The organism is candidate division KSB1 bacterium, from assembly GCA_034506395.1.
In the GTDB taxonomy this organism is placed as follows: domain Bacteria; phylum Zhuqueibacterota; class Zhuqueibacteria; order Thermofontimicrobiales; family Thermofontimicrobiaceae; genus Thermofontimicrobium.
This window is the reverse complement of sequence record JAPDPQ010000061.1, coordinates 1-12325: the sequence shown is the minus strand read 5'-3', so window position 1 is coordinate 12325 and position 12325 is coordinate 1. Positions and strand designations below refer to the sequence as shown.

The following is a 12325-nucleotide window of genomic DNA, read 5'->3' as shown; positions in this document are numbered from 1 at the left end:
CGCTCTGGTAAGACGACTTACTTGAGAGAGATCATCAAGACACTGGGCCTGAAGCATTTTCTATTCCTCAATTTTGAAGATGAGCGTATCGTTCCCATCTCCGATATCGATTTATTCATTGAGGCATATTTTGAGCTCTATCATGAAAAGCCGCACATTTTTCTCGATGAATTTCAGAACACAGAAAATTGGCACCTGAAAGTCCGTCGCCTGATCGATCAAGATTACAAAGTTTTCGTCACTGGCTCTAACGCCAATTTATTGAGTTCCGAAATTGCCACCCATCTGGCGGGTCGAACCTTTATCAAACGTATTCTGCCGTTTTCGTTTCGGGAGTATTTGAAGCTCAAAGGAATCCCCTGCTCGAAAGATGCCATTTATGGTAAAGAGCGCTTTCTGATCAAAAATGGCTTCCAGGAATTCTTATCGTACGGCGGCTTCCCTGAAGTGATTAAAACGGGCTTGAAAAAAGAATTGCTGCGGCAATACTTTGAAATCGTATTTTATAAGGACATCATCGTTCGTCATGGCATCCGCCAGGAAACCGGCATGCGATTGTTGATCCAAAAATTGATCGAAAATATTGGTAAAAGCTACAACGTGACGAATCTCAGAAATCGCATTTCACAAATCGTGGGCATCAGCAAACAGAGCCTGTTCGATTACCTGCAATTTTTAGAGGAGAGCTTTTTTGTAGTTCACGTCAATAATTATCAGAAATCCTTTTTGCAAAGAGAGACCGAACGCAAAACGTTTTTCATCGATAACGGCTTTCTGACAATTTTGAGCCTGGAAGTGAATCAACCGAAATTGTTCGAGAATCAAATTTTTTTGGAATTGCTGAAAACGGGCAAGGCGATTTACTACTTTCGTATGAAGGAAGAATGCGATTTCGTTATCAAATCGAATGAAAAAATAACTGAGGCGGTCCAGGTCTGCTGGGAGCTGTCCGATTGGAATCGTGAGCGAGAAATGAATGGTTTAATCGAAGCGATGGACTTTTTGGGATTGAACCATGGATTGATTTTAACGAATAGCCAGGAGGATAGTATTGAATTGAACGGCAGAAAAATTGATGTGAAACCTGCCTGGAAGTGGTTATTGGAGAGAAGTTATGAAGAGACATAAGTCAATGAACTCCAGTGGTCTCGATCTTATTGGCTGCAGTTTTTTTAAACCATCCTCCCAAACACCATCCCCGTCACCATCGCCATCATGATCACCAGCAAAACATAAACCAACGTGTTCTGCGTACCAATCACACTGCAAATCCCCAGCATATTCGGCAGGCGCAGGGCAAGTTTTGCAAATAGCAGCGCCAGCGCAGGTCCTTTGCCCATGCCGCTGCCAGATAGGTCTTACAAAACCTGTCAGATAGAAATTTATGTCTGGTTTGCACCAAAATATCGTCTTAACTTTTAAACATAAATTTTAAATAGTTGATCGAAAAATTTCTTGAATATTGGAAAACAGTTTTTTATATTAATCTTAACTATAAACCTGGACGTCAAATCATCAATGTTCAATTGAAAAGTTTAATTTATATACAAATTCATGACCTGTTATTTTAGCTTAAGCAGTTTTTATTATCACATATTGAAGTCAGTTTCAGTTGAAACATTGGTGTTTAGTAAAAACAACGAATGTTTCTTGATCAATGTACTATTTTGTAATTGAAAATGTCAATTGTTATTAGAACTGTTATCGGGAAATGAATTCAGGGGAACCAATCATGTTCAATACAACTGCGGTTAAATCTGCCCTGGAACGATTGGCGGAGGGCACGGGAACGAGCAAAGATAAACAATTGGTTCTGGATGCTTTAAACCAGAACAAAATTACCTTTGCCAGTGGTGAGCGTTCTCTTGCCATCGGTGGCAATGTGACGGATGCCGTGATTGTCGTTGGTAATGATAATATCATTTTCAAAGGCGATGCGGCCGATACCTTGCGCGATGCATTAGCGACTTTTTTTGCGCCAAAACCTGGTTGTGCACCACCAGTCCCAGATTTGGTCATAGGAAGAGAAGAAGCACTCAATGACCTTAAGCGGCGGCTAGGCGTTTATAAAACAAGCGGTGAATTTACCGAAATGCAGGTGCTAACCACCGTGCGTGGCTGGCCTGGAGTGGGAAAAACAACGGTCGCCACCGCCGTGGCGCATGACCCCGATATTCAAAGAACTTTTCCTGATGGCGTTCTCTGGATTTCGTTAGGACAAAGACCGCATCTCCTCTCCGAAATAGCCACCTGGGGCCGAGCCTTGGGAACCGATGAATTGCTAAAAACGCCCACGCTGAAGGAAGCAACTGCTCAACTCTCGGCCTTACTTCGCAAAAAAAGAATGCTATTATTGGTGGATGATGTCTGGGAGGTAGAGCATGCGGCACCATTTCAACAGGCACGAGGCAAAGACTGTGCGTTATTAATTACCACACGGGAAGCCGGGGTTGCCAATGCCCTGGCTCCAAAACCAGAAGCGGTCTATAATTTGCCAGTATTAACGGAAGACAACGCAGTAAAACTGTTGCGAATTCTGGCGCCCAGCGTGGTTGAACAGCATGAGGCGGAATGCAGGGAACTGGTGCGCCATCTGGAATGCTTGCCTTTAGCGCTCCGAGTTGCGGGGCACCTGCTGCACATGGAAGCAAACATGGGCTGGGGTGTAACCGACTTGTTGAAAGAATTAGAAACAGGGGCCAAAATTCTTTCTGAACAGGCTCCTGCCGACCGCATCGACTACGAAACGCAAACCATTCCCACTGTGGCAGCATTGCTTAAAAATAGCACGGATCGGTTGGATGAACAAACTCGAGAATGCTTTGCCTACCTTGGTGCCTTTGCTCCCAAACCAGCCACCTTTGACATCAACGCCATGAAATTTGTCTGGCAGGTGGAGGATGCCCGCCCCATTGTGCGGGAATTGGTTAATCGGGGATTATTAGAGCCAGTCGGTAGCAGATTCCAGATGCACGCGTTGCTGGTGGCGCATGCGAGGTCGTTGTGCGAGGAATAAATGCCCTATTTTCAAAATTGAGTTTCAGATAATCAAATCTCAGCGCAGCCAAACCGCAACTTGTAAATTTAGGTCATAGCATTTTGAGATAGCTGAATTCTTGCCCAAAAGTGCCAGAAGTGCTGGACGGACAATAGCATAGCGAAGGAATAATAATAATGGGGTCAAACTATGGAACTAACGACTTTGGTTCAAACCATCACCGCCTTCCTCGCCCCAATTTTGCCTTACTTGATGCAAGTCGGTGAACGAGCCGCCGAAGGTGCCATCAATAAATTCGGCGAGGATACCTGGGATCATGCTAAACAACTCTGGGGGAGGCTGTTTCAAAAACTCAAAGCCAGTCCCACCGCGCTAAAGGCGGTGAAAGATGTCGCCCAAAAACCTGATGCCCAAGACGCACAAATCTCTTTTCGAGTACAATTAGAAAAATTGCTTGGCGCAGATCCCGTATTAGCCCAGGAAATTGAGCAATTGGTCGCCGCAGGGCAGCGAGCTGGGACAATAACCATTGCTTCTGGAGAAAAAAGCGTAGCGATTGGAGGAAGTGCCAATCATTCAATCATCATCACAGGGGATAAAAGTAGCATCAAATCCCATAGATCATGCTTTTAAAAGCGAACAATCCCTGCATAATTTTTTCAATACATTTTTAAAAAGGTAACCAAGGATGATGCACAGGCTACATGAAGCACAGCTACGACATGCGAACTATTATGTGTCGCTCCTTTCAAAAGCCAATGAATTATATCAACAGGGAAAAGCCCAAATTATAGCAGCTTTAAACTTATTGGGAGAGGAATGGGCTAACATTCAAGCAGGTCAGGCCTGGACCGTGAATCAGGCTAAATCAAATAAGGAGGCTGCAAGATTGTGCTGTCAATTTGCGACGTCAGGTTACTATCTGCTGAAAGGATATCTACCGCCTTTGAAAATTATCGAATGGCTCGATGCTGCAATTGAGATTTCCCAAAGCTATGGCTGGCGCAATTTCGAAGGGCTGTGTTACGGACATCGTGGTACCTCAGAGTTTGATTTAGGGCGCAATCACGAAGCAATCAATAGCATTGAACAAGCGTTAGCAATTTTTCGACAGACCAATGACTGGACCAACCAATGCATTTTTCTTAACCTCCTTGGCGAAGTGTATCGAAAATTAGGCCAGATTGACGAGGCCATTTCAATTCATCAATACACTTTATCGCTCGCCAGCGAAAACCATTTTTATTCTGAAATCGGACACGCACACAATCATTTAGGCAATGATTATTATGTCCAGGGCAAGTTTTATCAGGCAATGGAACATTATCAAAAATTTCTGGAATTCGCTAAACATACGCATAGCTACGTCGATGAAGGCATCGCTTTAGGGAATCTTGCGAATGCTCATTGCGAGATTAGTGATTTGGTTCACGCACGGAAATGCTATGAACAAGAATTGATGATTGCTCGGGAGACAGGGGATCGTGCGGCTGAAGGTCAGTCTCTAAGTAATCTTGGTACTTGCTATCTGGATTCAGACAATTGGGAACAAGCGGTTGCCTGTTTTGAGCAGCGGTTAGAAATTACGCGTGAGATCAAAGATCATCATGGCGAAGCGATAGCACTGGGCAATCTGGGAATTGCCTATCAGCGCAAGCAGGATTATCCACGGGCATTACGCTTTTTATCTGAGGCTCTCAGGCTCACCAGAGAAACAGGCTATCGTCAGGGGGAATGTCAGGTGCTGGGTAATTTGGGAACGTTATATCAAGAGCTAAATGATATATCCGAGGCCATCCTCCATCATGAACAACAACTTGAAATCGCCCAGAAGATTGGTGACCGTCATTCTGAAGGCCAGGCCTGGAATAATCTGGGCGTGTGTTACGCCCGATCAAATAAGCCACAAAAAGCTCGAGAATGTCTTGAAAAACGGATAATTATCGCTCAAGAAATCGGAGACCGACGCGGTGAAGCTTATGCTCTAAGCAATTTAGGTAATATCCATAGCCAGACTAAGAATTTTGATCAAGCCCTTCATTGCTATAAGAGGTCCCTGACGCTGATGCAGGAAATTGGGGATCATCGGGGAGAAGGAAATGTTCTGGCAAATTTGAGCTTGATCATGCAGCAGCTTGGCGATCTTCCTCAAGCCAGGTCTTATGCGGCGAGGGCATTAGAAATTTTTAGCTCGATCAAAGATCCTACAGCGCTGAGAGTAAGGCGACATCTGGAATATTTGAATCGTTTGTTTTAAAATTCTTAACTATGCCTCAAAAATTCAAAATAGAATTGATCCATGCCCAATATTTTGGGCAATGCTTGCGAAAAATAAATGCCCTATTTTTAGAAGGTGGCGAAAAAATCGCTTTAGCGCTAAAATCGCTCGATTTAGAATGGGATAACATTGAACTTGCACAGCAATGGGCAGAATTTCATGCTAATAATGATCATGAAGCAGCGATGTTATGTCTGGTTTTTCCAGATGCGGGATCTCATGTGATTTCACTTCGATTGCATCCAGAGAAAAATGTCCACTGGTTGCGAAGCGCTCTTGAAGCAGCAAAGCGTCTGAATAAACGCGATCTAGAAGGAATTCGATCAGGAAATTTAGGGAATGTCCTGGCTGATCTGGGGGATTTTAAGGCAGCTATTGGCTATTATGAAACAGCTCTTTCAATTGCACTAGAATTAAAGGACGATTATAATGTTGCCAATTGGCTGGGGAACCTTGCCAGTGTCTATGCAGAATTGGGCGAGTACAGAAATGCGATTAAATTATATTTAGAGTCTATTGAGATCGCTACCAGAATTGGGGACTGGAGAGGTATTAGTGCAGATATCCATAATCTCGCTAATGTTTATTGGCGCCTGGGAGATTTTACCAAAGCCATTGAATATTATCAACAGGCATTGATGATAGATCAAAAGATGGGTGAACGCCGCTGGATGAGCATCGATTTAAGAAATCTAGGGATCATTGAGCTTAAAAAAGGTCAGTGTCAGATGGCTATTAATTATTTTGAGCAGGCATTATCATTGGCGCGCGAGGTAAATGATCATTATCAGGAAAGCATTTGCCTGGGGAGTCTGGCTGAAGCTTTCGAATATCGATGCGAATTTGAAAAAGCTGAGGTGCTATGCAAAGAGGCTCTGGGTATCGATAAAAATTTTGGATATCTGCCAGCCGAAGAAGAACATCTTTATACTCTGGGCAATATCTATAAAACGAAAGGGCAAATTAAAAAAGCCTTTAAAGCATATCGTCAAGCTCTGGCAATCGCCATGAAAACAAATAATAAAATTGGCTTTGCAGCAGGCGTTGCTAACCTGGGTACGATTTACCTGATAATTGGCAAAACTGGCAAGGCGATCGATTGTTTCAAAAGGGCTCTTAAAATCGCTCATATGATTGGCAATCCCATCGAACAGAGTATTCATTTGGGCAATCTTGGCAATGCATTTGCCAATAAAGGTGATCTGATCAAAGCCAAGAAATATTATCTGAAAGCGCTACAATTGGCCATTGAGACTGACCATGGACCATTGCAGGTAACTCATCGGGGAAATCTGGCTAATATTTATATGGACGTCGCCGAGTGGAGCAAGGCGGTTGTTCATTTAAAAAAAGCTTTGGCTCTTGCTCGACAAATAAATGATCGGGAGAATATACTCAACTGGTTGACGAATCTGGGCACAGCTTATGTTTATCAGAAGAAAAATAAACGAGCATTTTCTTATTATCGACAGGCACTAAAATTAGCAAAAGATTTGGGTGATCAGAAGGGAGTCGGAATTGTTATAGGCAATATCGGATTCATGTATGCTAATAGAGGAAAATTCCAGCAGGCAGAAAAATATTATGGCAGGGCTTTAACACTTGCCAGAAAATGGCAGGATCGGAGGAACGAAGCGATCTGGCTTTATAATATCGGATCATTGGAACTGCTAAAAGGCAACTGGGAACAATCATTAAAGGCTCTGACCAATGCGCTTAATATCATGACAGAGCTGGGTGATCGTCAATCTATAGCTAAGATCAATTGGCATCTGGGCATAGTTTACGAAGGACGGCAGATGTTAGACAAAGCAATAGATTGCATGCAAATTGGCCTGGAGTACGAACGCAGTGTGAATCATCCTGATGTATTGAGACATGAAGGGATGATTGAAAAATTACGAGCCAGGTTGAACGGTTAAAAAATACGTCCTTTTAAAGCCTGTTTTGTAAAACCTAAAAAAGATATGCATAAATATTTCGACATTCAACTCCGTCATGCGATTTATTTTGTCCTACGGCTTGACCAGCTTAATAAAATGTACTTGCGCGGCGGCGAGAATATTGCAACAGCACTCAAATTGATTATCGAAGATTGGGAAAACATCAAGCTGGGACAGGCCTGGGCGGCGAAAAACTCCAGATCTAATCCAAAGGCTGCAGAATTGACAGTCGATTATCCTGATGCAGGCACACAAATTCTGTTGTTGTATCAGCATCCATTACAGCGGATTGAATGGCGAAAAGCGGCCCTCGCTGTATCGCAGCAGTTGAATCATACCGCGGCTGAAGGCGCACATCTGGCCAATCTGGGACTCGCTTATCTCGATCTTGGTCAGCTCCCGCAAGCAGTGGATTATTTCCTCCCCGCTTTGGAAAAATTAACCAGTGTAAATGACCAAAAAGGAGTAGTAGTTGTCCATATAAATCTGGGAAACGCTTATCTATTGATGGGCCAAGCTGAAGATGCGATGCAACAGTTCGAACAGGCTTTGCAGCTTTCCCGTCATATTAATGATCGAAGAAGTCAGGGTAACGCCCTTGTAGGAATGGGAAGTATACTGGTTACTTCGAGACGCTTAAACGAGGCCATTGACTTATATCAACAAGCCCTTCGCATTATCCGCGAGATTAAAAACAAGCGTGCCGAAGCAACTTTGCTGGCGGATATTGGCATCGCCTATCTGGAAATAGGGCAATTTCATCAGGCGCAAAACTGGTTCAAGGAGGCACTGTTAATCGCACGAAACATCGGCGATCAAGATATTGAATTTCATTGTGTTTCCAACATTGGTAGAGTCTATTTAAATTTAGGAAACTATCACCAGGCGAGGGATTATTTTGACGAGGCTTTGCACCTGGCGACTGCAATGGAAAATGCGCGTAACCGTGCCATCGCGCTGGGAAATCTTGGCTTCGTCTGTGAGAATCTGGGCGATCTAAAAGATGCTGCCACAGATTATCAAGAAGCATTAACAATATTCCAACAAATTAATGACCAAACTCATCTGGGACATACGCTGTTAAATTTAAGCTCTGTTTTTCTTAAATCAGATGATGTTCAACTGGCTTTAATGCTTTCGCTTAAGGCATATCGGATCGCCCGCAATATCAAGGATTCGGCGACTCTGGTCAATGTGCTGGGAATTCAAGGAACTGTTTATCAATTATGGCACAAATATCGTCGGGCACAATGCTTATATGAACAGCAATTCAAGCTGGCAGGACTGGCAAATTATGTTCGGGGTCAAGGTGCGGCGCTCTGGAATTTAGCTCTGGTTTATTCTGAGCAAGGAGATCGCCAAAAAGCGATTGAATTTGGGAACAAGGCACTGGAGATTTATGACACGCGTGAATATCCCGAGCTCGCTTTAATCAAAAAACAATTGGCCGAATGGCTGAAAGAATGAGGTTTATTTTTAATGCCGAGATATCGTGAGACATTTATCCGCCTTGCTCATTATTATGGTGCAATGCTCATCAAAGCGGATAAGCTGTATATCAAAGGCGGGGAAGATCTGCGTAATGGCTTACTTTTATTTGATCAAAATTGGGAACAAATTCAATCAACCTGGTCCTGGGCGGTGACCCATCAAAAAGACGATCCCGTAGCTGCTCAATTCTGTCATGATTTTCCCAATGCAGGCACTTATATATTAGCTTTGCGACTCCATCCCACAGATCGCATTCAATGGCTGGAGCAGGGATTGGCTGCGGCGCGGCGCTTCAATGATAAACGAATACAAGCTGCTTATGCTGCGGGGTTGGGTAATGCTTACGAAAGTCTTGGGCAAACCAATAAAGCGATTATGTTTTATGAAACGGCATTAAGGATTTTCAGAAAACTACAAGATCGCCAGGAAGAGAGTCTGGTTTTAAATAACCTGGGCATTGCCTATGCGTGTTTGGGAGAAACGACCAGAGCGATTCGTTATTATCAAAAATCATTGTGTATCTGCCGTGAACCCAAAAATCATTTCACCGAGCCAAATAAATTAGTAAATCTGGGATTGGCTTATCAAGATCTGGGAAAGATGAAACTCGCTTTGAAATATTTTCATAAAGCTATCGAAATTTGTGATGAAACGGGAAATCAAAAAAGTAAAGGCCGGGCGCTGGGTAATCTGGGAAATGTCTATTATTTACTTGGCCATTTGCAAAAAGCCATCGAATATCATCAACAGGCACTTTTCATTAGTCGGCAGCTTGGTGATCGGCGCAGCGAGGGACATGATCTGGGGAATCTGGGAAATATTTATGCCACATTGGGCGATTTTGAAAATGCGATTTTATGCTATCAGGAGCATCTTCAACTTGCCAGGCAGCTTCAAGATCGACGATCGGAGGCGGGAGTAAGTTTTAATTTAAGCTTAATTCATTTTGAGCGGGGCGAAGTTGAAAAAGCGTGTAGGTTAGCCAAAACCGCTCTTGAAATATATCAAGATATCGATGATCCCAATGCGGAAAGAGTTAAAATGAAATTGAAAGATTGGCAAACAACACAACTGTAAATTTATGAAGTTAGATCAAATCAATGAGCGACATGCGCGTTATTACCTATATCGCGCTCAATATCATTTTTTTAATTTAGATTGGTTTGAACAAGAATATTTACAAATTGAACGCGCCTGGCAATGGTTAAGCGACAGAGTATTTAAACCACAGCTTATGATTAGCTATTTTCAAACTTTTCAACATTTTTTTGATCGGAGTAGTCGCTGGCAGGAAATCATTCACTGGGGTGAAAAAAGCGTCCGCGCAGCTCAAATAACTGACAACAAACACGCTGAAGCGGATTCACTTGGAAAGATTGGATTAGGTTTGGTCAATTTGGGCGAATTGGATCAGGCATTAACTATTCAACAGCAAGCGCTAAAAATTCATGAGCAAATTCATGATCTAAAAGGGAAAGGAAATGCCCTTTGCAATATTGGCACAATTTATCATCGCAGAGGGGAGCTCGAAAAAGCCATTGAATTATATGAACAAAATTTAAAGATCGCAGAAGAGATTAATGATCAAAATGGGCTGGAATCCGCCCTTAGCAACCTGGCGTTAGCCTATACGGATTTGGGCGAAATGAAGAAGGCAATTCCATTGCACCATCGTGTTCTTGAATTGAGCCAGAAATCAGGTGATCAACGAAAAATTGCTATGAGGCTCAACAATTTAGGATTGACATATGCTCATCTTGGTGAACTAAATCGTGCTAAAGATTACCATACGCAAGCGATGGTTATATTCAGGAAAATAAATAATGCCAAGGGAGAATCAAATTCTCTGGGTAATCTGGGTCTAATTTTTTATCGCTTAGGGAATTATCACAAAGCCGTTGAAATGTTCGGAGCACAATTAATGCTGGTTCGTCAATTGCGACATCGTTTAGGTGAAAGCAACGCTCTGGGAAATATTGGACTGGCGTATGCAGAATTAGGTGATTTAAATAAAGCAATTGATTATTTTAGCAAACGCTTAGAACTTGCCAGCGAGATGGACGATCAACGTAGTATCGGTATTACGCTCAACAATCTGGGAAATGTCTACGTTAAACTGGGCGAAATAGAGCAAGCAACGAGTATTTTTGAACAGGCATTGACAATCCATCGGAATAATAAAGATACTCGTCGCGAAGGGATTTCGCTGGGAAATATTGGTCAAGCTTTGTTAGATGCTGGAAATACTAAAGAAGCCATTTCCTATCTGGAACAAGCAATAGGAATTTTCAAGAAAATTCAAGATCAACGTCTTGAATCCTGCACCTTATGGAAGTTAGGCATAGCGTATGAAAAATTAGGCGATTTGCAGCAGGCAGTTGAGGTTATGAAAATAACTGTTGATTACGAACAGGCAATTGGCCATAGAGATGCCGAAAAAGACAATGAGCATCTGAACCGCTTGCTTGAGAAAATTAAAATAGACTCATCATCTGACGTCCCATAAAAAGAACAATGCACTTGTTCGAAAGTAGATTTCATTGATTGGGGCACATGCCCCCCCCAACACCATCCCCGTCACCGTCGCCTTCACGATCACTAACGAAATAAAAGACCCGCGTCTTCTGCCTCCAGATGACCCTTAGAGTAGTGGTCTGCGTGTTGGTTCTGGTTCAGCGATAATTTAAGCCAATGCCGGTCCTTTCTTAAAACGAAGGTGAGGCAGTCAAATCTAAAAATTCTGCCAACTGCGGCGGCTCCGAGACCACACCAACCAGATCATCCTTTTCAAACCGAAAATCAGGATCAGGATTCATCAGTAACGATCCATCTCGCAAAACGGCGACAACGGACACGCCCGTTCGCTTCCGAATTTGCAACTCCCGAATAGTTCGTCCGATCACAGGACTCCCTTCATCAATGGTCACCCAGTTCAGATCGATCAGGTTGCAGGCGCTTTGCAGTTGTGTGATGGTACGATAAGAATAATTGCTCTCGTACAGTGGGGCGTACATTTCTCGCCGAATGGCGTCGGTGAGTTGCTGAATCTCTTTGATCGACACGTTCAGATGCAACAGCGCCTGGCGGGTAAACTCCAGACTGGCTTCGAATTCGGGCTGTACTACCTCGTAAACTCCTCGCTGATGTAATTCCTTGGTATGGTCCTCGTTGATAGCTCTAGCGACAATGTGCAATTGCGGATTGATCGCGCGAATACGATCGGTAATCGCTTGCGAAATCACCACTGATGGTACAGTGAGCAATAGCAAGCTGGCGCGCTGGATGTGGGCAGCGTTGAGCACCACCTCCTGGCTGGCATCGCCATAGACGATGGGAAATCCTTCAACCTTCAGCAGTTCCACCCGCCGAAAATCCTGCTCGATGATAACGAATGACAGCGCCATACGCTGCAAAATTTTGGCGATATGATAGCCCACTCGACCGCCGCCAGCAATGACTACGTGATTGGACAAGCCTGTTTCAGGCAGGTTGATGGTATCCAGCGGTTCATGCTTGAAAAATTTTTTCTTGAGCGAATACAACGGCGCCGCCAGACCCGAAACGAACGGCGTGAGCACCATGGTCGCTATCGTTGCCGTGAGGATCAGAGAGTAC

General features: G+C 43.5%; 9 protein-coding genes and 1 pseudogene. 8 read left to right on the top strand and 2 right to left on the bottom strand.

The features are described 5' to 3' along the window. Positions 1-1128, top strand: a 1128-nt coding sequence (locus ONB37_20020) for an ATP-binding protein (protein ID MDZ7402449.1), incomplete at its 5' end; no start/stop codon positions are given. Positions 1129-1172: 44 nt separating this feature from the next. Here the strand turns inward: ONB37_20020 and ONB37_20015 are convergent. After that, positions 1173-1355: pseudogene (locus tag ONB37_20015) on the bottom strand (permease). Between the two features lie 377 nt (positions 1356-1732). On the opposite strand from ONB37_20015, the gene ONB37_20010 reads away from it, so the two are divergent. The 7 genes from ONB37_20010 (at position 1733) to ONB37_19980 (ending at position 11216) form a co-directional block, all read left to right on the top strand. Beyond that, complete coding sequence (locus tag ONB37_20010) at positions 1733-3016, top strand: NB-ARC domain-containing protein (protein ID MDZ7402448.1); 1284 nt, start codon at positions 1733-1735, stop codon at positions 3014-3016. Positions 3017-3187: 171 nt separating this feature from the next. Then, positions 3188-3631, top strand: a complete 444-nt coding sequence (locus ONB37_20005; protein MDZ7402447.1) for a hypothetical protein — start codon at positions 3188-3190, stop codon at positions 3629-3631. Between the two features lie 55 nt (positions 3632-3686). Beyond that, complete coding sequence (locus tag ONB37_20000) at positions 3687-5255, top strand: tetratricopeptide repeat protein (GenBank protein ID MDZ7402446.1); 1569 nt, start codon at positions 3687-3689, stop codon at positions 5253-5255. Positions 5256-5320: 65 nt separating this feature from the next. Next, positions 5321-7198, top strand: a complete 1878-nt coding sequence (locus tag ONB37_19995) for a tetratricopeptide repeat protein (GenBank protein MDZ7402445.1) — start codon at positions 5321-5323, stop codon at positions 7196-7198. 45 nt (positions 7199-7243) lie between these two features. After that, complete coding sequence (locus ONB37_19990; GenBank protein MDZ7402444.1) at positions 7244-8686, top strand: tetratricopeptide repeat protein; 1443 nt, start codon at positions 7244-7246, stop codon at positions 8684-8686. Positions 8687-8698: 12 nt separating this feature from the next. Beyond that, the gene (locus ONB37_19985; protein ID MDZ7402443.1) at positions 8699-9787 is read left to right on the top strand and encodes a tetratricopeptide repeat protein; all 1089 of its coding nucleotides are present in this window, start codon (positions 8699-8701) and stop codon (positions 9785-9787) included. 4 nt (positions 9788-9791) lie between these two features. After that, a complete protein-coding gene (locus ONB37_19980; protein MDZ7402442.1) occupies positions 9792-11216 on the top strand; it encodes a tetratricopeptide repeat protein in 1425 nt (474 codons plus the stop codon). Positions 11217-11415: 199 nt separating this feature from the next. On the opposite strand, the gene ONB37_19975 is transcribed toward ONB37_19980, so the two are convergent. Further along, the coding region (locus tag ONB37_19975) for an NAD-binding protein (protein ID MDZ7402441.1) at positions 11416-12325 on the bottom strand (910 nt) is incomplete at its 5' end.

Bases quoted from the DNA above. Each gene is read 5' to 3' on its own strand.
- ONB37_20010 (MDZ7402448.1), top strand. From the start codon at position 1,733: ATGTTCAATACAACTGCGGTTAAATCTGCCCTGGAACGATTGGCGGAG.
- ONB37_19990 (MDZ7402444.1), top strand. From the start codon at position 7,244: ATGCATAAATATTTCGACATTCAACTCCGTCATGCGATTTATTTTGTC.
- ONB37_19980 (MDZ7402442.1), top strand. From the start codon at position 9,792: ATGAAGTTAGATCAAATCAATGAGCGACATGCGCGTTATTACCTATAT.
- ONB37_19985 (MDZ7402443.1), top strand. From the start codon at position 8,699: ATGCCGAGATATCGTGAGACATTTATCCGCCTTGCTCATTATTATGGT.
- ONB37_20005 (MDZ7402447.1), top strand. From the start codon at position 3,188: ATGGAACTAACGACTTTGGTTCAAACCATCACCGCCTTCCTCGCCCCA.
- ONB37_20000 (MDZ7402446.1), top strand. From the start codon at position 3,687: ATGATGCACAGGCTACATGAAGCACAGCTACGACATGCGAACTATTAT.